The organism is Tahibacter aquaticus (assembly GCF_004363655.1).
Lineage (GTDB): Bacteria > Pseudomonadota > Gammaproteobacteria > Xanthomonadales > Rhodanobacteraceae > Tahibacter > Tahibacter aquaticus.
The window spans coordinates 100,954-123,055 of record NZ_SNZH01000006.1; the positions used below are offsets into that span (position 1 = coordinate 100,954).

General features: G+C 66.7%; 16 protein-coding genes and 1 pseudogene. 13 read left to right on the top strand and 4 right to left on the bottom strand.

The window, feature by feature from the left end; genetic code table 11:
• The first annotated feature begins 27 nt into the window (after positions 1 to 27).
• Together hisS and DFR29_RS11120 are read left to right on the top strand one after the other, a co-directional pair.
• Positions 28 to 1,413 carry a histidine--tRNA ligase gene (gene hisS / locus DFR29_RS11115; RefSeq protein ID WP_208113585.1) on the top strand — a complete coding sequence of 462 codons (1,386 nt, stop codon included), beginning with the start codon at positions 28 to 30 and terminating at the stop codon, positions 1,411 to 1,413.
• A 2-nt stretch (positions 1,414 to 1,415) separates the two neighbouring features.
• A complete protein-coding gene (locus DFR29_RS11120; protein ID WP_208113573.1) occupies positions 1,416 to 3,308 on the top strand; it encodes an HAL/PAL/TAL family ammonia-lyase in 1,893 nt (630 codons plus the stop codon).
• Positions 3,309 to 3,372: 64 nt separating this feature from the next.
• Here DFR29_RS11120 and DFR29_RS11125 read toward each other — a convergent pair whose 3' ends face one another.
• The 3 genes from DFR29_RS11125 to DFR29_RS11135 form a co-directional block, all read right to left on the bottom strand.
• Complete coding sequence (locus DFR29_RS11125; protein ID WP_133818679.1) at positions 3,373 to 5,760, bottom strand: M14 family zinc carboxypeptidase; 2,388 nt, start codon at positions 5,758 to 5,760, stop codon at positions 3,373 to 3,375.
• Positions 5,761 to 6,013: 253 nt separating this feature from the next.
• Positions 6,014 to 8,404, bottom strand: coding sequence for a M14 family zinc carboxypeptidase (locus DFR29_RS11130; RefSeq protein WP_166654028.1), 2,391 nt, complete (start codon positions 8,402 to 8,404; stop codon positions 6,014 to 6,016).
• 342 nt (positions 8,405 to 8,746) lie between these two features.
• Positions 8,747 to 10,573 carry a sensor domain-containing diguanylate cyclase gene (locus DFR29_RS11135; RefSeq protein ID WP_166654029.1) on the bottom strand — a complete coding sequence of 609 codons (1,827 nt, stop codon included), beginning with the start codon at positions 10,571 to 10,573 and terminating at the stop codon, positions 8,747 to 8,749.
• 419 nt (positions 10,574 to 10,992) lie between these two features.
• On the opposite strand from DFR29_RS11135, the pseudogene DFR29_RS30020 reads away from it, so the two are divergent.
• The 11 genes and pseudogenes from DFR29_RS30020 to DFR29_RS11190 all read left to right on the top strand — a co-directional run.
• A pseudogene (locus DFR29_RS30020) lies at positions 10,993 to 11,301 on the top strand (YerC/YecD family TrpR-related protein); the annotation flags it as partial.
• A gap of 146 nt (positions 11,302 to 11,447) precedes the next feature.
• Positions 11,448 to 12,347, top strand: coding sequence for an ATP phosphoribosyltransferase (gene hisG, locus DFR29_RS11145; protein ID WP_133818683.1), 900 nt, complete (start codon positions 11,448 to 11,450; stop codon positions 12,345 to 12,347).
• Positions 12,344 to 13,654, top strand: coding sequence for a histidinol dehydrogenase (gene hisD / locus DFR29_RS11150; protein ID WP_133818684.1), 1,311 nt, complete (start codon positions 12,344 to 12,346; stop codon positions 13,652 to 13,654). The genes hisG and hisD overlap by 4 nt, the downstream gene beginning before the upstream one ends.
• On the top strand, positions 13,651 to 14,721 hold the full coding sequence (gene hisC / locus DFR29_RS11155; protein WP_133818685.1) for a histidinol-phosphate transaminase: 1,071 nt from the start codon (positions 13,651 to 13,653) through the stop codon (positions 14,719 to 14,721). Before hisD ends, hisC begins: the two co-directional genes overlap by 4 nt.
• Positions 14,718 to 15,815 carry a bifunctional histidinol-phosphatase/imidazoleglycerol-phosphate dehydratase HisB gene (gene hisB, locus DFR29_RS11160; RefSeq protein ID WP_133818686.1) on the top strand — a complete coding sequence of 366 codons (1,098 nt, stop codon included), beginning with the start codon at positions 14,718 to 14,720 and terminating at the stop codon, positions 15,813 to 15,815. Before hisC ends, hisB begins: the two co-directional genes overlap by 4 nt.
• Positions 15,812 to 16,405 carry an imidazole glycerol phosphate synthase subunit HisH gene (gene hisH, locus DFR29_RS11165; RefSeq protein ID WP_133818687.1) on the top strand — a complete coding sequence of 198 codons (594 nt, stop codon included), beginning with the start codon at positions 15,812 to 15,814 and terminating at the stop codon, positions 16,403 to 16,405. The genes hisB and hisH overlap by 4 nt, the downstream gene beginning before the upstream one ends.
• Positions 16,402 to 17,130: a 1-(5-phosphoribosyl)-5-[(5-phosphoribosylamino)methylideneamino]imidazole-4-carboxamide isomerase gene (hisA, locus tag DFR29_RS11170; RefSeq protein WP_133818688.1), complete on the top strand. Its 729-nt coding sequence runs from the start codon at positions 16,402 to 16,404 to the stop codon at positions 17,128 to 17,130. Before hisH ends, hisA begins: the two co-directional genes overlap by 4 nt.
• The gene (gene hisF, locus DFR29_RS11175; protein ID WP_133818689.1) at positions 17,124 to 17,894 is read left to right on the top strand and encodes an imidazole glycerol phosphate synthase subunit HisF; all 771 of its coding nucleotides are present in this window, start codon (positions 17,124 to 17,126) and stop codon (positions 17,892 to 17,894) included. Before hisA ends, hisF begins: the two co-directional genes overlap by 7 nt.
• Positions 17,891 to 18,517, top strand: a complete 627-nt coding sequence (gene hisIE / locus DFR29_RS11180) for a bifunctional phosphoribosyl-AMP cyclohydrolase/phosphoribosyl-ATP diphosphatase HisIE (RefSeq protein ID WP_133818690.1) — start codon at positions 17,891 to 17,893, stop codon at positions 18,515 to 18,517. The genes hisF and hisIE overlap by 4 nt, the downstream gene beginning before the upstream one ends.
• A gap of 147 nt (positions 18,518 to 18,664) precedes the next feature.
• Positions 18,665 to 20,314: a diguanylate cyclase domain-containing protein gene (locus DFR29_RS11185; protein ID WP_133818691.1), complete on the top strand. Its 1,650-nt coding sequence runs from the start codon at positions 18,665 to 18,667 to the stop codon at positions 20,312 to 20,314.
• Positions 20,315 to 20,371: 57 nt separating this feature from the next.
• The gene (locus DFR29_RS11190; protein ID WP_133818692.1) at positions 20,372 to 21,031 is read left to right on the top strand and encodes a Dph6-related ATP pyrophosphatase; all 660 of its coding nucleotides are present in this window, start codon (positions 20,372 to 20,374) and stop codon (positions 21,029 to 21,031) included.
• On the opposite strand, the gene DFR29_RS11195 is transcribed toward DFR29_RS11190, so the two are convergent.
• Complete coding sequence (locus tag DFR29_RS11195) at positions 21,001 to 22,101, bottom strand: C13 family peptidase (protein ID WP_243746019.1); 1,101 nt, start codon at positions 22,099 to 22,101, stop codon at positions 21,001 to 21,003. The genes DFR29_RS11190 and DFR29_RS11195 overlap by 31 nt on opposite strands.
• Between the last annotated feature and the right edge of the window lies 1 nt (position 22,102).

A 22,102-nucleotide genomic window follows, 5' to 3' on the forward strand; every position in this document is an offset into this window, starting at 1 on the left:
TGCGAATCGACGAGGATTTTCATGGCATTGACTGCCGCCCGCACGCCGCCCGGCGTGCTCGAACTGCTGCCGCTGGAACAGATCGCCTTCCAGGACATGCTCGACACCATCCGCCGCAGCTTCGAGCGCTTCGGCTTCCTGCCGGTAGAGACGCCGGTGATGGAACTGAGCGAAATCCTGCTGACCAAGGAAGGCGGCGAAACCGAGCGCCAGGTCTATTTTGTGCAATCCACCGGCAACCTGGAAAAAGCCGGTACGCCGGAACTGGCCCTGCGCTTCGACCTGACCGTGCCCCTGGCGCGCTACGTGGCCGAGCACGAGCACAAGCTGAATTTTCCGTTCCGCCGCTACCAGATGCAGCGCGTCTACCGCGGCGAACGCCAGCAGCGCGGCCGTTTCCGCGAGTTCTACCAGTGCGACATCGATGTGATCGGCAAGGACTCCCTGTCGATCCGCTTCGATGCGGAACTGCCGGCGGTCATCTACCAAGTGTTCCGCGACCTGAAGATCGGTCCGTTCGCGATCCAGCTCAATAACCGCAAGCTGCTGCGCGGTTTCTTCGAAAACCTCGGCCAGGGCGATGCGGCGACGCAGGCACTGATCCTGCGCGAGATCGACAAGCTGGACAAAGTCGGTGCGGAAAAAGTCGCCGAAAGCCTGCGCAGCAACGACTTTGGCCTTGACGAAGCAGCCATCGCCAAGATCCTGCATTTCGTGCAGATCCGCAGCAGCGGCCATGCCGATGCGCTGGCCCAGCTCGATGCACTGGGCCGGGGCAGCGATGCGTTCAACCAGGGACTGGACGAACTGCGCCAGGTACTGGAACTGATCCGCGCGCTGGGCGTGCCGGAAGCGTTCTATGCGCTGAACCTGTCGATTGCCCGCGGCCTGGACTACTACACCGGCACGGTCTACGAAACGCACCTGCTGGAACACCCGCACATCGGTTCGATCTGCTCGGGCGGGCGCTACGAAAACCTCGCCGGCCACTACACCAAGTCGCACCTGCCTGGCGTCGGCATTTCCATCGGCGCGACGCGGCTGTTCTGGCAGCTGCGCGAGGCGGGGCTGATCGGCACCGGTGCAAGCACGGTGCAGGTGCTGGTCACGCAGATGGACGAGGCCGAGCTGCCGCGCTATCTCGCCATTGCGAATGAACTGCGCCAGGCCGGCATCAACAGCGAAGTGGTGCTGGAACCGGGCAAGCTGGCAAAGCAGATGAAATATGCGGAAAAGGCCGGCATTCCGTTCGCAGTGATCGCCGGCGGCGACGAGTTCGCCAAGGGCACGGTACTGATCAAGGATCTGCACAAGCGCGAACAGTTCGAAGTGGCACGTGGCGAACTGGTCAAGCAGCTGCGGGTAGAGCTGGAACAGGCGCAGGCCATGAGTCACGGCACGGGAAAAAAATAATAATGACGATTTCTACGATTAGCCTCGACGGCTCCTCGCTGGGCCGCGCCCAGGTCGCCGCGATCGCCTATTCCGGCGCGCGCATCGTGCTCGATCCGGCGCAGCTGCAGCGCGTGCAGGCCACGGCGGATTTCCTTGCCGACAAGGTCAGCTGCGGCGAACCGATCTACGGAGTCACCACCGGCTTCGGCAGCAACGCGGACAAGCTGCTCGGCGCCTACCGGGCCCGCGACGAACTGCCCGGCGGCAATCCGGAGCAGCGCGACGGCACGCTGATGGAAGAGCTGCAATACAACCTGGTCGTCACGCATGCGGTCTGCGTCGGCCAGCCGTTCGGCATCGACGTGGTGCGCGCCATGCTGGGCATCCGCGTCAACACGCTGATGCGCGGCCATTCGGGCATTCGCGCCAGCACCTTGCAGGCGCTGGCAGACCTGCTCAACCACGACGTGATTCCGGTGATTCCGCAGAAAGGCTCGGTCGGCGCCAGCGGCGATCTGGCACCGCTGTCGCACCTGGCCATCGTGCTGCTCGGCGGCGGCGAAGCCTTCGTCGGCGGCCAGCGCCTGCCCGGCGCCGAGGCGCTGGCCAAGGCCGGGCTGAAGCCGCTGCGGCTGTCGTTCAAGGAAGGCCTGGCGCTGAACAACGGCACTACGCAGATGCTGGCGACCGCGGCGCTGGCATTGCACAAGATGGAACAGCTGATCGCCACCGCTGATCTGGCCGCGGCGATGACGCTGGACGCGTTCGCCGGCCGCACCGGCGCGCTGAAGGCCGAAGTGCACCAGCTGCGGCCGCATCCGGGACAAGTGGAATCGGCGGCCAATCTGCGCGCGCACCTGCGCGGCTCCACCCTGGCGGACATTCCGTATCACCTGGTGCCGCGTTTCCGTACCTGGCTGGCCAGCTCCTGGTCGCATGCGGAAGACCAGAGCGCGCGCTTCGACCTGTCCTGGGACTACGTGCCGGCCGCACAACGCCATGGCAAGGAATCGTTCTACGCACGCTTCCTGCCGTTCAAGGGCGGCAAGAAGCACCAGCCGCAGGATGCTTACTGCCTGCGCTGCGCACCGCAGGTACACGGCGCCGTGCGCGACGCCTGGGCCCAGGCCTGTCGCGTGATCGACATCGAGCTGAACGCCGTCACCGACAATCCGCTGATCTTTCCACACATGGAAAACGCGGCTGTGATCGAGGACCAGGTGGTCTCCGCCGGGCACTTCCACGGCATGCCGCTGGCACTGGCGATGAGTTACCTCAAGGCATCGATCGCGGTGCTGGCGTCGATCTCCGAGCGGCGCCTGAACAAGCTGGTCGATCCGGCCAACAACGACGGCCTGCCGGCCTTCCTGATCGGCAACGAAGACGCGACCGACTCGGGCTTCATGATCGTGCAGTACACCGCCGCCGCCCTGGTCAACGATCTGGCCACGCGCTCGCACCCGGCTTCGGTGTATTCGATTCCGACCAGCGCGAACGCCGAAGACCATGTCTCCATGGGCGCCAACGAAGCACGCCACGTGCTGGACATGACAGAAGATCTTTCGCATGTGCTGGCGCTGGAAATCTATACCGCGGCCCAGGCGCTGGAATACCGCCAGGACATGCTCAACGCGGCACGGCGCCTGGCCGACCGCGGCGACTGGCAGGCATTGGCCGCCAAGGTACAGGGCGCACCCGCGCCGGGCAGTGCCGAGCAGGCGCAGTTCGAGACGGAAGTGAAGGCCTTGATGCAGGCCTTGAGCGAAGCCGGCGAATTCCGTGCCGGCGATGCGGTGCGCAAAGCCTTCGCCCAGGTGCGCGAAGTGGTTGGCTTCATGCAGCGCGATCGCGCCATGGATGCGGAAGTGCAGCGCATGTGCGCGCTGATCGCCAGCGGCGTGTTGGTGCAGTAAAGCGCAGGCTCGCATCCGCAGCCCCAGGCTCGTTGCAGAGCCTGGGGCTGCAGGAGAGCGGGGCTTACTCGAAGCCGTTGTCGAAGATGCCGTCTGCCACCGCGCGGCAGGCCGTGCCACCGGCTTCGACGCGGATGTTGTCCAGCGACCAGCCTTCGCGCACTTCGCTGGAATCGCTGGTCAGGCGGAAGCGCAGCTTCACCGCGCCCTGGTTCGCCGCCGCAGGCAGGGCGATGCGCTGGTTCTGCCAGGTGCTGCCGCCGTCGCAGCGATACAGCTCGGCCCAGCTCGGCGTGCCGGCGCTGGCATTGGTGCTGATTTCCACAATGCCGAAATCGTAGGTGGCCTCGGTCACGCACTTGTGATCGAAGCTCAGCACGGCGTCGTCGTAGCCGGTGAAGTTCAGCAGTGGCGAGGTCAGGCTGAGGTTGATGTTGTTGGCGTAATTGCCGGCGGGGCTGTCGGTCCAGACCTTGGTGGCGTTGCCGGCGACGTTGTTGGCCACGCCCCAGGGCGATTGCGCAGTCCAGCCCGGATTGGCGCCTTCGGCGTTGTCGCTGAACACGGTGCAGTTCGGCGCCAGCTGGAAGTTGCGCACGATATCGCTGCCGCCGCTCAGGGCAAGGCCGGCGATGCGCTCGGTGATATGCCCCGGCGCGCTGACTTCCACATCGACCGTGCCGGCGCGCAGGCGCTTGCTGTAGGCGCCGGCCGCATCGGCCTGTACGGTGGCTGTGCCGAGCTTGATACTGGCCGCCAGCGGCACGCTGCTTTGTGCATCGGTGACCGTGCCGTGCAGCGTGGCGATTTCATTCGCCTGGGCGACTTCGACGAATACCGCATTGGGCGGACCGGCCGCGCCGTTCAGGTCGACGCCCTGCACGTAGACCAGGTGCTTGCCGCTGGCCATACCGGTCGTGGCGATATCGGCGCGCACGGCTTCGCTGCCGCTGTTGAAGCTGCCGTCGCTGGCGGTCATGGCTTGCGACACCACGCCCGGCTCCCAGGGCAGGGCGTCGATGTAGACACGCGCCGAGGCCACGTTCTGCGTGGTCGGCACCGGCGGCGCGCCGCTCTGCGGCTGCGGCGTGAGGTTCAGGCGCGAATCGTCGACGCGGCCCTCGATGCGAACCGTGTCGCCGGCGACGACCAGGTCGGGCGTGGCCGTGAGTTGCAGCGCGTCGGGCCCGAACGGCAGTTTGTACGGCGCCGACAAGGTGCGCGAGGCGTAGCGCAGCGCCGCGACGTTGAGGGGATAGGTGCTGGCCTCGAAACTACCGCAGTTTTCGAAGAAGGCGGTGCCCAGTTCGATCGTATAGGCTGGCACGCCCAGCGGGCCGTAGGCGCTGTCGTCGGTGGTGCCGCTGGTCGGGTACAGGCCTACCGACTGCTGCGGGTCGTAGTTGTTGAACCAGGCGATGCGCCGGCCGAGGATTTCCAGCGCGGCCGCGTTCGGTGCCAGCGTGGTGGTGTCGCCCCAGGGCCACAGCACCAGCTGCGAGAAACTGTGGATGTCCAGGAACAGGCCCTGGGTGGTGTCGGGCGCCGGCGTGGTCAGGTCGTCCGGGCGCAGGTCGGGAAATATACTTTGCACATAGTTTACGACCGCCTGGGTTTCCGGCTCGGACGCCGACGTCGCGCCGCGGTAGGTTTCGTCGCATTGCGAGCTGCTGGCGCCGGGGCCTCCCCAGTGGAACGGGTAGTTGCGGTTGAGGTCGGCGCCGCGGGAGTTGCTGGTGGTGCCGCAATAGGCGGTGTTGACGTTCTTGCGCCAGGACAGGCCGGTTTCGGCTTTCTTGCGCCCGTCCGGGTTGGACTGCAGCAGCAGGTGGAATTCGTTGTGGTCGAGCAGCCAGGTGGCTTCCGCGTCGGTGCCGTAGTTGTTGACCAGCCATTCGGCGAAGCGCGTATTGAGTTCGGCCGTGGTGTATTCGCGCGCGTGGATCGCCGTCATCGCGAATAGCTTGGGCTTGGGCCCGGGAATGGCCGAATTGGTCAGCTTCAGCACGACCAGGTCGTATCCCGGGTTGCCGCCGGCGGTGACCTTTTCCCAGGTGTCGCCGATGTCGATCTTGCTGGCGAGGTTGGGCCGCGCGGCGATCAGCGCGTCCATGCTGGCCTGGGTTTCTTCCACCGTGCGATAGCAGGCAAAGCCGGGAATGCTGCGCAGGGAATTGCCGGAGGTCTGCGCCTGTACGGCCTGGGTCGCTGCCAGTTCGACGGTCGCGTCCACATGCTGGTCCTTGAGCCAGCTCATCTGCGTGGCGTCGGCCTCGACCATCACCACGCCCTTGTGCCGGTCCACGCGCATATGGCCGAACTTCTCGCTCATGCGCGCAATCAGCGCCGCATCGCGCGTATGCACCGAAACCACCTGCAGCGTGTCGCCGGCGGCGTATGCCGCGGTGCTGGCCAGGGCCAGCAGGATGCTTGTCACTATCGTCTTGCGCATTGCTTTTCCCTCACCCGGAAGCTGTGGAGCGTAGAAGCTGTGCGGCTGCCGTGCGCGTTTACGGGCCGCAAAAAAATGTGACGAGTTTCACGAGTTTTCACTTGCTGTTTTTTGCACGGCTGTAGCCGGAGCGCGCCATCCTGCGTCTGCCCTAGCGCTGCGGCAGGCGGCAGGGCGGACGGCGGAGTACGGCCTGCGGCACGGGGCGCCGCACGACTCCGTGCGGCGCTTGTCCTGCGTGAACCGTGACGACTTATTCGAAGTCGTCGGCAAAAATGCCGTCGCCGCTGGCGCGGCAGGCCGCGCCGCCCGCTTCCAGCCGGATAGTGTCGATCGACCAGCCTTCGCGCGCGCTGCCGCTGTCGCTGGTCAGGCGGAAGCGCAGTTTGAGCGCCGGCTGGTTGTTGGCGCCGGCAGGCAGGGCGATATGCTGGGTCTGCCAGCTGGGCAGGTTGCTGCAGCGGTAGATTTCGCTCCAGCTCGGCGTGGCTGCGCCGGGATTTGTGCTGAATTCCACAATGCCGAAATCGTAGCCAGCCTCGGTCAGGCATTTGTGGCTGAAGCTCAGCACCGCGTCTTCGTAGCCGCTCAGGTTCAGCGTGGGCGAGGTCAGGCTGGTATTGACGTTGTTGGCGTAGTTGCCGGCAGGGCTGTCGGTCCAGACCTTGGTGGCGTTGCCGGCGACGTTGTTCGCAACACCCCAGGGCGACTGCGCAGTCCAGCCGGGGTTGGCGCCTTCGACATCGTCGCTGAATACGCTGCAATTGGGTGAGAGGGAAAAGTCGCGCACCGTCTCGCTGCCGCCGGCGAGGTTCAGCCCGCTGACGCGCTCGGTCATGTAGCCGGGCGCGCTGGCCTGTATGTCGACGCTGCCGCCGCGCAGGCGCTTGGCGTAGTTGCCCGCCGCATCGGACTGCACGCTGGCGCTGCCGATCTTCAGCGTCGCCGCCAGTGGCGCAGCGCTCTGGCTGTCGCGCACCGTGCCGCGCAGGCGGGCGATCTCCGCCGCCGGCGCCACCTCGACGAATACCGCGTTCGGCGCGCCGGCGGCGCTGCCGCTGTCGACGCCCTGTACGTAGACCAGATGGCGTCCGTTGGAAAGTCCGCCGGTGGACAAATCCAGTTGTACCGCCTCGCTGCCGCTGTTGAACGCACCGTCGCTGGCGGCCATGGCCTCGCCGGCAGTGCCGCTGCTCCAGGGCAGACTGTCGACATAGGCCCTGGCCGAGGCGATGGTCTGCGTCGCTGGCACCGGCGGTGCGCCGCTCTGCGGCTGCGGCGTGAGGTTCAGGCGCGAATCGTCGACGCGGGCCTCGATGCGCACGTTTTCGCCGATGGCGACCAGGTCGGGCGTGGCAGAAATCTGCGTGGTATCCGGGCCGAACGGCAGTTTGTACGGCGCCTGCAGAATGCGCGCGCCGTAGCGCAGCGCGGCGATGTTGACCGGATAGGTGCTGGCCTCGAAGCTGGCACAGTTCTCGAAGAAGGCCGTGCCCAGCTCGATGCTGAGGCCCGGCACGCCGAGCTGGCCGTAGGCCGTGTCGGCGGTGGTGCCGGTCGTGGGATACAGGCCGATGATCTGCATCGGCCGGTAGCCGTTGAACCAGGCCATGCGCCGGCCGATCATCTCCATGCCGGGGCCGTTCGGCGCGACCGCCGTGGTGTCGCCCCAGGCCCACAGCACCAGCTGCGAGAAACTGTGGATATCCATGAACAGGCCCTGGGTGGTATCCGGCGCCGGCGTGGTGGTGTCGTCCGGGCGCAGGTCCGGAAATATACTTTGCACATAGTTCACGACGGACTGGGTTTCCGGTTCGGAACCGGCGCTGGGGCCGCGATAGGTTTCGTCGCAGGGGGCGGCGCTGGAGCCGCCCGCGCCCCAGTGGAACGGGTAGTTGCGGTTCAGATCGGCGCCGCGGCTGTTGCTGGTGGCGCCGCAGTAGCTGGTGTTGACGTTCTTGCGCCAGGACAGGCCGGTTTCGGCCTGCTTGCGTCCGTCCGGATTGGACTGCAGCAGCAGGTGGAATTCGTTATTGTCCAGCAGCCAGGTGGCTTCGGCATCGGTGCCGTAGTTGTTGACCAGCCATTCGGCGAAGCGGGTGTTGAGTTCGGCCGTGGTGTACTCGCGGGCATGGATCGCCGTCATCAGGAACATCTTGGGCTTGGGGCCGGGGATGGCATTGTTGGTCAGCTTGAGCACCGTCAGGTCGTAGCCTGGGTTGCCGCCAGCGGTGACCTTGTCCCACGTATCGCCGATGTCGATCTGGCTGGCCAGCTCCGGATGGGCGGCGACCAGGGCGTTCACTGTCGCCTGGGTTTCTTCCACCGTGCGATAGCAGGCGAAGCCGGGAATGCTCTTGAGCGAGCGTCCGCTGCTTTGTGCCTGCAGCAGCTCGGTCGCGACTTTCTCCGGGCGCAGCACGGCGCCTTGCGCCTGCAGCCAGGTGCGCTGGGCCGCATCGGCTTCGACCGTGACCTGGCCCTTGTCCGTATCGACGTGCAGATGGCCGAATTTTTCGCCCATGCGGGCGATCAGTGCCGGATCGCGCGTCTGCACGCTGAGCACCTGTATCTCGCTGTCGGCGGCCTGCAGCGGAGCGGCAAGGGCGGCCAGCAAGGCACAGACTAGGATTCGCAACGGCATGGTCGGACTCGCATAGTGAGCGCAGGCGGCTGGGCGGATTCGCAGCATGCTGCCGGCCTGCGGCGGCGGCGCGTCATAGTAGGGTAGGCAACGGCGCGGCGTGAGCGGTGGCAGCGACCGTTATGTAGCGATCGGGCTTTTGCGTGCGGTTGGTTGGAGCAAGGTGCGGGTTTTGTACAGTGGTGGGATAAACCGTTGCGCGGCCGAGGGTGTTGCGGCGCAATTCGCTGTGCTCATCGGCGCCCTACGTGAAACGTCGCGGCGCCCGGCCTGCCTTCGTAGGGTGCCGATGAGCGCAGCGAATTGCACCGCAAGGTGCCTCCCACTGGTGGCCAGGCCGCATCAGGCCGCGACCGGTCCCTGCACCACGCGATTGCGGCCGCCGCGCTTGGCTTCGTACAGGGCGTCGTCGGCGCGGCGCAGCAGGGTTTCGGCAGCAATCTGTGCCTCGCTGCCGGCGCTGGCCACGCCGATGCTTACGGTCAGGTGCAACTGGCGTCCACCTTCCAGCGCGAAGCGGTGCGCTGCCACCCGCTGGCGCAGCATCTCTGCGCTGCGGCGCGCGCCGAGTTCGTCGGTACCCGGCATCAGCACGACGAATTCCTCGCCGCCGAAGCGGGCGACCAGGGCGTGCTCGCCGGCACATTGCTGCAGGCTGGTGGCAATGCAGCGCAGGCAGTCGTCGCCGGTCAGATGGCCGTGTTCGTCGTTGACGCGCTTGAAGTGGTCCAGGTCGGCGATCAGCAGCGAGAACGGTCGCGCATCGGCGCGGCACTGTGCCAGCAGCGGCGCGAAATGCTGATCGAAATGGCGCCGGTTGAACACGCCCGTAAGGCCGTCGCGGGCACTGTGCTCGCGCAGGCGCACATGCGCCTCGCTCAGTTGCTGCAGGGCGGTCGACAGTTCGCTGGTGCGTGCTTCCACGCGCTGTTCCAGCTGTTCGTTGGCTTCCCGGGCGATGCGCTCGTTCTCGCTGCGCAAAGCGGCCCAGCGGTAGGCCAGGGCGAAGGACAGGAAGATCATTTCCGCAGCCGAACCGATCTGCATGCCGTATTCGGTGGCGAAACTCTTGCCCAGCATGCCGAAGGAAACCAGCGCATACACCAGGGTGCCGGCCAGCAGCATGGCCCAGGCCAGCAGAAACAGCAGCGCCGGGCGGAAGCCGCGCCGCGCCACCACGATGGCCACGGCAATCACGGCGCCGACGCCGGGAAAGACCATGCCGGTGCCGATCAGTACCGCCACGCGGTAGTCCAGCCAGGGGCTGGCCGCAAGCATCAGTGCATGGAAGGCGATCATGCCCAGCAGCACGCGGTTGCCCCAGGGCAGGCGCCGCGGCAGTTCGAGGAAGTCGCGGGCGAACAGATGCATGGCCAGCATCGCCAGGGCCATCGACATGGGTACGGCGGCATTTGCCAGCCAGGTCGAATTCGGCCAGAAATACTCGAAGGCAAAGCCGTTGAGGCAGAACAGCACCAGGCCGAAGCCGAGTACGTGCAGGCTGTAGAGGAAATGCGAGCGGTCGCGCAGCGAAACGAACAGAATCAAATTGTAGAAAAGTAGCGCAAGCAGGATGCCGTAGTAGATGCCCATGCCCAGCTGCGCGTCGCGCGCCAGCTCGATGAAGGCGGTGGGCGTGTACAGCGCCAGCGGCACCTGCATCGAGCTTTGGCTCTGCACGCGCAGCAGCAGGTCGAGCGGCTGGCCGGGCGGCATCTGCAGCCAGAAATTCGGGTGGCGGTAGCTGACCGCGCGCTGGCTGAAGGGATGGTAGTCGCCGGACTGGAAGTGCTCGATGCGGCCATCCGCATGACGCAGGTAAAGATCGACCTGGTCGAGCAGGGCGTATTCAAGCACCAGCAGCCAGCGCATGTCGGCGCTGCCGGCGTTGGCGACGCGGGCATGGAACCAGTAGGCGCCGTCGACGAAGCCGAAGGTGGCGTTGTCCGCAGGCACCGGCTTGAACGCGGCGTCATCGGCACGGCCGAACATCTGCGCGGCATCAGCCTGGCCGCTGGCGTCGACGGCATAGGTGGTGACACTGCCCAGTGTGGCGCGGCTCTGGCCGGGCGAGAGGTCGAGTACCGGTGCGGCCAGGGCACAGGCACTGGCCAGCAGCAACGCCGCCTGCAGGCCTAAACGGCAGAACCAGCTGCTTCGCTGTGCCACGCCACGCCTCCCGGTTATGGATTCAGCGCACTCGCTACAGACCACCCCGAATTTGCAGGATTCGCGCCGTATCTGTCTGTCAGCAACAGAGTTAACGGGCATCGGTGCCTCCACAGATCAGCGCCGTTGCCGCGGCGGGGCGAGGCTTTGCGCCTTCGCTGTATGGAGTTGGCGTGCTGGGTAGTACTCGGTTCGCCGACGCGGATTTGCCAAGTCATTGATTAGCTTGGATACCCGACGCTTGCCGGGCGCGCTGCAGTGCAGCGCGGGCGTCGCATTTGCCGGCTGTGCTGGGTGTAAGCACGACCTGCAACATTTTGTAACGTGACCGTCACGGCCCTGGGACCGGCGGGGTTTACAGCCGCCGCCCACCTGCGCTAGATTCGCGTCACTGTACTAACGCGTTATTACATTGAGTCATGAAGCGACGCTATCTGGAACCTGAGAACACGCCCGTACCAGCCGAGGAAAGCCTGTGCCGGGCGCTGCTGTCGCTGGACACCCCGGCGGAAATGATGGCCTTCCTGCGCGACCTGTGTACGCCGGCCGAACTGGAAGCGCTGATCGATCGCTGGCGCGTCGTGCCGTATCTGCTGGCCGGCTACGCCTATCGCGAAATCCACGACCGCACCTCGGTCAGCGTCACCACCATTGGCCGCGTCGCGCGCTTTCTGCAGCAGGGCAACGGCGGCTATCTCGCTGTGGTCGCGCACGAAGCGCTGCCGCCGCTGCCCAAGCCGCCGCGCCGGCGCAACGGCCTGCCCAGCCCGGTGCTGACGGCATTGCCGGCGCTGTCGGGCAAGACGCCAGGCAGCAAGCCGCAGCCCGGCAAACCTGCGGCCAAGCCGCCGAGCAATCGTGGCGGAGACCGCTCATGAAGCCCCGTGACCGCCTGCGTATCGCGGTACAGAAATCCGGCCGTCTGTCGGAAGTGTCGCAAGACCTGCTCGCGCGCTGCGGCCTGAAATTCCGCCACAGCCGCGACAAGCTGTTCTGTTTCGGCGAAAGCCTGGCCATCGATCTGCTGCTGGTGCGCGACGACGACATTCCCGGCCTGATCGCCGACGGCGTCTGCGACCTGGGCATCGTCGGGCGCAATGTGCTGGCCGAGCAGCAGGCGGCGCTGCAGTCGCGCGAAGCGGTTGTGCCGTTCCGCGAACTGCTGCCACTGGGCTTCGGCCGCTGCCGCTTGTCCATCGCAATACCGCAGGAGCTGGACTATGCCGAGCCGTCCAGCCTGCAAGGCCTGCGCATCGCCACGACGTATCCGGCGCTGACGGCGCAATGGCTGCAGCAGGCCGGCGTGACCGCCAAGGTCGTCGTGCTTTCTGGATCTGTGGAAATTGCACCAAAACTCGGCACGGCGGACGCGATCTGCGACCTGGTCTCCAGCGGTGCCACCCTGCAGGCCAACCAGTTGCGCGAAGTGGCTGGCATTCTCGACAGCGAAGCCGTGCTGGCCGCGGCGCCTGGCCTGCCGCCGGACGAGCGCGGCGAGTTGCAGGAACTGCTGTTGCGGCGTATCGAAGGCGTGATCCAGGTGCGCGAGTCCAAGCTGGTCTTGCTGCAGACCACGCGTGCGGCGCTGGCCGGAGTTACCCGCCTGCTGCCGCCGGGACAGCAGCCAACCGTCACCAGCATCGAAGGCAGCGCAGACGACGTTGCGCTGCAGGCCGTCTGCCACGGCGCCATTACCTGGCAGCATCTGGAAGACATGCGCCGGGCCGGCGCGCGCCACATGCTGGTTCTGCCGGTGGAGAAGATGCTCGCATGAAGCGCCTGGTGTGGAACGAACTGGACGCGGCCGGCCGCGCCGCGGCACTGGCACGGCCGCTGCCTGCGCGGGCGGAAGAACTGGCGGTTGCGGTCGCACGCCTGATTGCCCAGGTGCGTGCCGATGGCGACGCGACCCTGCGTGCGCTGACGCGGCGCTACGACGGTTGCGAACTCGACGACATCGCCGTCGGCGAAGCCGAATTCGCCCAGGCCGCGGCACAGGTGCCCGCGCCGCTGCGCGAAGCGATCGCGCAGGCGCGCGAACGCATCGAGGCTTTCCACCGCGCCACCGCGCCGGGCGAGGTCAGCCTGGAAACGGCGCCCGGCGTGCGTTGCGAACGCGTGCTGCGGCCGCTGCACCGCGCTGGCCTGTATGTGCCGGCGGGCACGGCACCGCTGCCGTCGACGGTGCTGATGCTGGCGGTGCCGGCACAGATTGCCGGTTGTGAAGAAATACTCATGTGCACGCCGGCAAATGCGCAGGGGTTGTGCGATCCGGTAGTGCTGTATACGGCGCAGCTCTGCGGCGTCAGCCGCGTATTCAAGCTCGGCGGCGCCCAGGCCATCGCCGCCATGGCCTATGGCACGGCCAGCGTGCCGCGCTGCGACAAGCTGTTCGGCCCGGGCAATGCCTGGGTCACCGAGGCGAAGCGCCAGGTCGGCATGGATGCCCAGGGTGCGGCGATCGACCTGCCGGCTGGGCCGTCGGAAGTGCTGGTCATCGCCGATGCGAACGCGGACGCGGAGTTTGTCGCCGCCGATCTGCTGTCCCAGGCCGAACACGGCAGCGATTCCCAGGCACTGCTGCTGACACCTTGCGCGACGCTGCTCGATGCGGTTGCCGCGGCCGTGGAGCAGCAGCTGCAGACCTTGCCGCGGGCCGAGCTGGCGCGCGCGGCGCTGCAGTACAGCCGCCTGATCCGGGTGCCCGACTTGCCCACGGCACTGCAGATCGGCAACGACTACGCCGCCGAGCATCTTATTCTTAATGTGGACAATGCGCGTTCCTGGCTGGGCCAGGTGCGCAATGCGGGCTCGGTATTCCTCGGCGCCTGGTCGCCGGAAGCGGTCGGCGACTATTGCAGCGGCACCAACCACGTTCTGCCGACTTACGGCTATGCCCGCGCCTGGAGCGGCGTGTCGGTGGCAAGTTTCGTCAAACTGGTCACGGTGCAGGAACTCAGCCCCGACGGGCTGCGCCGCATCGGTCCGTGCGCGCAGATACTCGCCACGGCCGAGCAACTGCACGCGCATGAGCGCGCGGTCGGCCTGCGCCTGGAAAAACTGGCGGAGACGCCGGCATGAGCGTGCTCGACCTGGCGCGGCCGGAAATCCGCGCCCTGACGCCGTATTCCTCGGCGCGTCTCGAAGCCAGCGGCGGCGAGATTTTCCTCAATGCGAACGAATCGCCCTGGGCGCCGGCCGCCGACGCCGGCGAGGGACTGAACCGCTATCCCGACCCGCAGCCCGCCGCATTGCGCGAGCGCCTCGCGCAGCTGTACGGCGTGGCCGGCGAGCAGTTGCTGATTGGCCGCGGCAGCGACGAAGCCATCGACCTGCTGGTGCGCGCGTTCTGCCGGGCGCAGGCCGATGCGATCCTGATTTCTCCGCCAACCTTCGGCATGTACAGCGTGGCGGCGGCGATCCAGGGCGCGGCTGTGCAGGTCTGTCCGCTGCGTGCCGATTTCAGTGTCGATGTCGACCGGCTGCTGGCCGGGCTGACGCCGGCGGTGAAACTGGTATTCGTCTGCACGCCGAACAATCCCACCGGCGGTCTGCTGCCGCTGGCGGAGATAGCCCGCATGGCCACGGCCTTGCGGGGCCGCGCTCTGCTGGTTGTGGACGAGGCCTACATCGAATTCGCCGCAGCGCCCAGTGCGCAGACATTGCTGGCGCAGCATGAAAATCTCGCCGTGCTGCGTACCTTGTCCAAGGCTTATGCACTGGCTGGCGCCCGCGTCGGCGTGCTGCTGGCCGCGCCCTGCGTGATCGAATTGCTGCGGCGCATTCTGGCGCCGTATCCGCTGCCGCTGGGCAGCATCGATGCTGCACTGGCGGCAACCAGTGACGCCGGGCTGGAACAGGCAGGCGGGCGCATCGCCATGCTGCGCAAGCAGCGCGACCTGCTGCGGCATGAACTTGGGCTGTTGCCCCAGGTGCGCGAGGTGCTGCCGTCGGCGGCGAATTTTCTTTGCGTGCGCTGGGACGATGCGGGAGCCACTTATGCGCAGCTGCGCAGCGCCGGCATCGTCGTGCGCGATGCGACGCGTTACCCCGGACTGGCCGGCTGCCTGCGCATTTCGGTCGGCACGCCGGCAGAAAACCGCCGCCTGCTCGATGTGCTGGGCGCCTGCGGCAAGGATGCAGAATGAAAAAGTACCTTTTTGTCGACCGCGACGGCACCCTGATCGAAGAGCCGGCCGACCAGCAGATCGACAGCTACGCCAAGCTGGCCCTGCTGCCGGAAGTGATCCCGGCGCTGCGCCAGTGCCAGGCGGCGGGCTACGAGCTGATCATGGTGACCAACCAGGACGGCCTGGGCACCGCCAGTTTTCCGGAAGAGCAGTTCTGGGGACCGCACCGCCTGATGCTGCAGATTTTCGAATCGCAGGGTGTGCGTTTCGCCGATACCCTGATCGACCGAAGCTTCGCCCACGAAGGGTTGGCGACGCGCAAGCCCGGCACTGGCCTGATGCACGGCTATCTCGCCGACGACGGCTGGAGCCGGCAGGCCTCGGCCATGGTCGGCGACCGCGACACAGACATCCAGTTCGCCGCGAATATCGGCGTACGCGGTTTTCGTCTGGGCGACGGCGAGTGGAACTGGCCCGAGATCGCGCGCACCCTGTGCAGCGCCCCGCGGCGCGCCCAGGTCGAGCGCAAGACACGGGAAACACGCATCCGCGTGCGCGTCGACCTGGACAAACCGGGCGATGCCGTCGTCGCAACCGGCCTGGGCTTCTTCGACCATATGCTCGAACAGATCGGCAAGCACGCCGGTATCGGCCTGGCGCTGGAATGCGCCGGCGATACGCATATCGACGAACACCACACCGTGGAAGACTGCGCGCTGGCGCTGGGCCAGGCGCTGCGCCAGGCCCTGGGCGACAAGCGCGGCATAGGCCGCTACGGCCAGGCACTGGAAGGCGAGGGCGAGGGCGCCGACAGCATCGTGCTGCCGATGGACGAAACGCTGGCACGCGCGGCGCTGGATCTGTCCGGCCGGCCGTATTTCATCTTCGATGGCAGCTTTCCGCGCGAACGCGTCGGCGATCTGCCGACCGAACTGGTGCCGCATTTTTTCCGTTCGCTCTGCGAAACCCTGGCGGCCAACCTGCACCTGGCCGTGCGGGGCGACAATGCGCATCACATGGTGGAAGCCTGCTTCAAGGCGGTGGCGCGCGCCCTGCGCCAGGCGTTGCGGCGCGACGGCGACGACTTGCCCAGCACCAAGGGCCTGCTGTGAGCGGCGTGGTGCTGGTCGACGGCGGTGGCACCAATATCGGTTCGGTGCGGCATGCCCTGCAGCGCCTGGGTGTGGATGCGCCACTGGTGACTGAGGCAGCGCGCATCCGCGCCGCCTCGCACGTGATCCTGCCCGGTGTCGGCGCCGCCGGCCCGGCCATGCGGCGGCTGCGCGAACTCGACCTGGTCGATACCCTGCGCGGGCTGACCCAGCCGGTACTCGGCGTCTGCCTCGGCATGCAGCTGCTGTTTCGTGCTTCCAGCGAAAGCGAGCTGCCTTGCCTCGGCCTGATCGATGCCATGGTGGAAAAGTTGACGCCGGCAGCTGGCCTGCGCATACCGCACATGGGCTGGAATGCCTTGCAGCGGGTGCGCGACCACGCCCTGCTGGCCGGTATCGAATCGGGCGAGCAGGCCTATTTCGTGCACAGCTATGCGGCAAGCGCCGGCGCCTGGACCCTGGCCGCCTGCGACCACGGCCAGCGATTTTCTGCGATAGTGCAAAAAGATAATTTCCACGGCATGCAGTTCCATCCGGAACGCTCTGCCGGCGTCGGTTCCCGCCTACTGAAGAATTTCCTAGCCCTGTGAACTTTACCGTCATCCCCGCCATAGACCTGCGCGCCGGCAATGTGGTCCGCCTGCGCCAGGGCGACTATTCCCAGCAGACCAGCTACCGCGTCGATCCGCTGCGCCTGGCCCAGGACTACGCCGCTGCCGGTGCAAGCTGGCTGCACGTGGTCGACCTCGACGGTGCGCGCGACGGCAGCCTGGCGAATTTCCGCCTGATCGAGGCATTGGCCGGCACCGCGCTGCAGGTACAGGCCGGTGGCGGCGTGCGCAGCGAGGACGATGTGCAGCGCCTGCTCGATGCGGGCGTGGCGCGCGTCGTGCTCGGCAGCGTGGCGATCCGCCAGCCGTTGCAGACCATGCAATGGCTGCAGCGGCTGGGCGCCGACAGGCTTTGCATTGCGCTGGACACGCGCCAGCAGGACGGCCACTGGCGCCTGCCCAGTGAAGGCTGGACCCAGAGCGAAGCGCCGACGCTGGACGAGCTGGCGCCACGCTATGCCGATGCCGGCGCGGTCCATGTGCTGTGCACCGACATTCACCGCGACGGCATGCTGGCCGGGCCAAATATTTCTTTGTATACCTATCTGCGCCAGCTGGTGCCCGGCCTGCAGATCCAGGCATCCGGCGGCGTGCGCGATGTGGCCGACCTGCACGCGCTGCGCGACTGCGGCGTGGCCGGCGCAGTGCTCGGGCGCAGCCTGCTGGAAGGCCGGCTCGATCTGACGGCCGCGCTGAAATGCTGAGCCGGCGGCTGATTCCCTGTCTCGACGTGAAGGACGGCCAGGTGGTCAAGGGTGTGCGCTTTCGCGACCACGTCGTGATGGGCAGCATTGTGGAACTGGCCCTGCGCTACCGCGACGAAGGCGCCGACGAGCTGGTGTTCTACGACATTACCGCCAGCCCGCAGCAGCGCCAGGTCGAGCGAAGCTGGGTGGAGCGTGTGGCGGAAGTGATCGACATTCCGTTCTGCGTCGCCGGCGGCATCGACAGCGTCGCCAGTGCGCGCGAGGTGCTGATGGCCGGTGCGGACAAGGTCTCGATCAATTCGCCGGCGCTGAGCCGGCCGCAACTGATCGGCGAGCTGGCCGATGCATTTGGCGTGCAATGTGTGGTGGTCGGCATCGACAGCCTGCGCGACGAAGACGGGGAATGGCGCGTGCGCCAGTTCACCGGCGATCCGGCCAAGACCCGCGCGCTCGCGCGGCGCAGCCTGGACTGGCTGGAGGAAGCCGTAGAACGCGGCGCCGGCGAGATCGTGCTCAACTGCATGGGCGCCGACGGTGTGCGCCAGGGCTACGACCTGGAACAGCTGGTCGCGGCGCGGGCGCGCTGCGCCGTGCCGCTGGTGGCGTCTGGTGGAGCCGGCATGGCGGCGCATTTCGTCGACGTGTTCCGCCACGCCGACGTGGACGCCGCGCTTGCCGCCAGCGTGTTTCATTCGGGCAGCATCGCCATTCCTGCGCTCAAGCGCGAACTCGCCGCCAACGGCGTGGCGGTGCGGCCATGAGCCCCGATACGCCGTCGCTGGACCTTGCTACGCTGGACTGGAACAAGGGCGACAGCGGCCTGCTGCCGGCGATCGTCCAGCACAGCCGCAACGGTCAGGTGCTGATGCAGGGCTGGATGAACGCCGCCGCCTTGCAGCAGACGCTGGATTCGGGAAAAGTGACTTTTTTCAGCCGCAGCAAGCAGCGCCTGTGGACGAAGGGCGAAAGTTCGCAGCACTGGCTGCTGCTGCAGACGGTAGCTACCGACTGCGACCGCGATTCGCTGCTGCTGCAGGCGCTGCCGCAGGGGCCGACCTGTCACCTGGGCTGCGCCAGCTGTTTCGGCGAAGCGGCGCAGTTCGATTCGGGCTTTCTCGGCCGGCTGGATGCGCTGGTAGCGCGGCGCGAGCGCGAGCGGCCGCCCGGCAGCTATACCACGCGCCTGTTCGAAGCCGGTGTGCGCCGCATCGCGCAGAAAGTAGGCGAGGAAGGCGTGGAAACGGCGCTGGCTGCCGTGGCCCAGGACGAGGCTGCGCTGGTCGGCGAGGCGGCCGACCTGTTGTTCCATCTGACCGTATTGCTGCGCGCGCGTGGCCTTTCCCTGGCCGATGCCGTGGCAGAGCTGGAAAGACGGCAGCGTTGAAAAACAGCAGCTGCGCTTCAGTGACGAGGGCAAAAGCGCGAATTTGGCACAGCGGCGGCCGGCGGAAATCCCCCAGCAGGCCAGTTTGCCAATGCGGCGGGCTCAGCGCCTTGCTAGACTCGGCCAAAATCGCCAGCGAGGAGCGCCATGCCGCAACTCGGTTCCAGCGACAGCGGCCACCACGGCCGCGAACGCGAGGATAGACAGCTCGCGTTGATTCACCGTGTCGCCCGCGTCGCCAGCGGGCCGGACGATCTTCGTCCAAAGCTGCAGCAGATCGTCCGCCTGCTGAAGGATCACCTGGCCTGCGAGTTCGTCGCCTGTGCTTCCGTCGATGTGCAGGCCGGGCGTTTCCGCTGCGAAGCGCTGGCAGCCGATGCGCCTGCCTCGATTCATGTGGGTTACGCCCGCGACCTGGGCAGCGGTATCGTCGGCGAGGTGGCAGTCAGTGGCGAGACCTTGTACGTCGCCGATGTGAAAACCTATCCCAACTACATAGAAACCATGCCGGGCGTGTGCTCGGAACTGTGCGTGGCGATACGTCACAACGGCCGCACCGTCGGCGTGATCAATGCCGAATCGCTGCGCACGGACGCCTTCGCCGACGACGTCGACCTGCTGGTTACCGTGGCCGAACAGGTAGCCGGGCTGTTTGCTGCCGACTGGCTCAGCCACGCGCAGCAGCAGCGTGTGGAACTGCTCGGCATGCTCAGCGAGCTTTCCCGTACCGCGATCGAGGCCGACAGCCTGGACGAAGTACTTCAACGCATTGTGCATTTTTTTCGCGAACGCTTCGCCTTCGAATCGGTTGGCGTGCTGCTGGTTGACGACGATGCCAGCAACCTGCGCTTTTCCGCGCATGCGGGCAATTCGGTGTTTCACGGCCGCAGCGGCGGTAAATGGCCGGCCAGCCTGGGGGTCATCGGCCGCGCGTTCCGCAGCGCACAGGCGCAGTACGTGCCCGATGTGGCCGAAGATCCGGACTATGTGCTGGGCAATCCGTCGGTCGTATCCGAATACGTGATTCCGATCCGCATGCGCAACGAATTCCTCGGCCTGCTGAACCTGGAAACGGCCGATGCGCACGCCCTGTGTCCGGCCAAGCGCGAGATGCTAGCGGCGCTCGCCGAGCAGATCGCCGGCGCCGTACACCTGGCCGTGGCCAATGCGCGCCTGCACGAGATCAACCGCGTCGTCGAGGAAAAGTCCGCCGCACTGGCGCTGGCGAACCAGCGTCTGCGCCGGGCCAATACCCAGCTGGCCGAACTGTCGCACCGCGACGGCCTGACTGGCATCGCCAACCGCCGCCGCTTCGACGAAATGCTCGCGACCGAATGGGGCAGGGCTCTGCGCCACGCGTATTCGCTGGCCTTGCTGATGCTGGATATCGACGACTTCAAAAGCTACAACGATGGCTACGGCCATCTGGCCGGCGACGAGGCTTTGCGCCAGGTCACCAAGGTACTGAGCAATGCGCTCGGCCGCGGCGAGGATTGCATCGCACGCTACGGCGGCGAGGAATTCGCCGTGCTGCTGCCGCATACCACCCTGGGCGAGGCGCTGCATGTTGCTGCGCACATCGGCCGTACCCTGAACCGGCTGGCCCTGCCGCATGCGCATTCGCGCGCGGCGGACATCCTCACCCTGAGCATAGGCGCTGCCGCGCTGGTGCCGCAGGGCGAACTCGATCCGCGCGTACTGGTGAACCAGGCGGACTGTGCGCTCTACCGGGCCAAGTCGCAGGGGCGCAATCGCATCGAGACCGCGCCGATCTCGCTGTCTGCCGGCGGCCGCTGAGGGCTGGGCAGGTGTGCGTGCGCAGGTCAGAATCGCTTTTTTCGGCGAGGCTGGTCCATGCAAGAGCAACGCTATGCCGTGTCCTGGAGCGGCGGCAAGGATTCGGCCCTCAGCCTGTGGCGGCTGTGGCAGCAATCCGGACCGCCCCAGACCCTGGTCACTACCTTGTTCGACGACGGCGCGCGCACGCGCTCGCACCGGCTGCGGCCGGACGTGCTGCGGGCGCAGGCTGCGGCGATGAACCTGCGCGTGATGGAACTGGCTACCAGCCTGCCGGACTACCGGCGCAACTTCAGCGATTGCCTCGCACGGCTGCGCGACACGGACGGCATTGCCGCGGTGGCTTTCGGCGACATCGATCTGGAAGCCCATCGCAGTTGGTGCCGCAGCGTCTGCGCCGAGCTGTCGCTGGAGTGCCTGCATCCGCTGTGGGAAGCGCCGCGCGAGGCTTTGCTGGAGGAGTTCCTCGCCGCGGGCTTTGTCACCCGATTGGTGGCCGTGCAGGACGGCAAGCTCGACGCAGGCTTGCTCGGCCGCGTACTCGATACTGGCCTGATCGGCGAATTCCGCCGCGCTGGCATCGATCTGTGCGGCGAGAATGGCGAATACCACACGGTTGTCGTCGACGGCCCCTGCTTCCACCGGCCGCTGCGCCTGCGCGACGCGGGCCGCGACCACGCCGACGGTTATTCCTTTGTGGACTTTGTTCTTGAGTGAGGCGCGCCGGCCTTGCCGGCCGGTTCGAACGCCTGCGCCGGGCCAAGCACGATGCCGCGGCGCCAGTCGGCCAGCTTGGCTTCGATCAGCGGCGTGCTGGCGATCTGCGGTTCGGAATGCTCCTGCTCGTCCCGGTCTTCCCATTCCTCGACGAGCTGGCGTGCCAGTTCGAATGCACCGCGGAAGGAGTCGGTCTGGTTCAGGCCCTCGACCAGGAAGGCCTTGCCGAAATAGGTGATGTCCGAATCGCTGCCGCAGCCGAACGAGGTGCGGTCGCCGCGCGCGGCGGTGATGACCATGCTGGTGGAATTTTTCAAACCATCGAGGAAGCCGCCGGAATAGCAGGCGGAAACGATGTTCACACGCCAGCGGAACGGGCGCGCGTTGAGCGTCTGCGACAAGTCGTCGGCGCGTATCCAGTCCAGCGGCAGATCGCCCATGCCGACGTAGAAGTAGTGGTCCTCGTCGCCGTGGCTGGTCATGAACAGCAGCAGGATGTCTTCGTCCGGATCGAAGCGGTTGTCGCGCAGCAGGCCGTCGAGTACGAGTTCGAGATTGCTCCAGCTCGCCAGCGGGCGCTGCTGCACTGTATACGGGCTGTTCTGCAGCACGACGATGCGGTCTTTCGCACCGTAGCGCTGCGAAAATAATTTCTCCACATATTCGGTTTCGTTGCGGAACACGTTCTCGTCGCCGTCGCCGGCAAAGGCGACGACGTAGAGATCGGTCTTGCCCGGCGTCTGCGGCGCCAGCCGCGCCAGAGCCTCGTCGACCAGGCGGCGCTGGTCGTACAGCACGCGCTCGGCACTGTAGTCGGGCGCGTCGTCTTTTGCCCCGGCAGTCGGGTCGCGCAGGATGGGGAACCAGTCGCCCAGGGTTGCGCGTGCCTGGGCCAGGGTTTCGCCGGTCTGGTACAGCGCGCCCAGCGCGGCGTTTTGCGCTGCGGCGTCGTGCGGCACTGGCATGGGCAGGTAGAGCGGGGCCGGCGCCAGCGTGCGGGCGAGATACAGGCCCGCGCCGAGGCCGGCGAGCATGGCCAGGGCGAGGCGGCCGGTCTGGCCCCAGTGCACG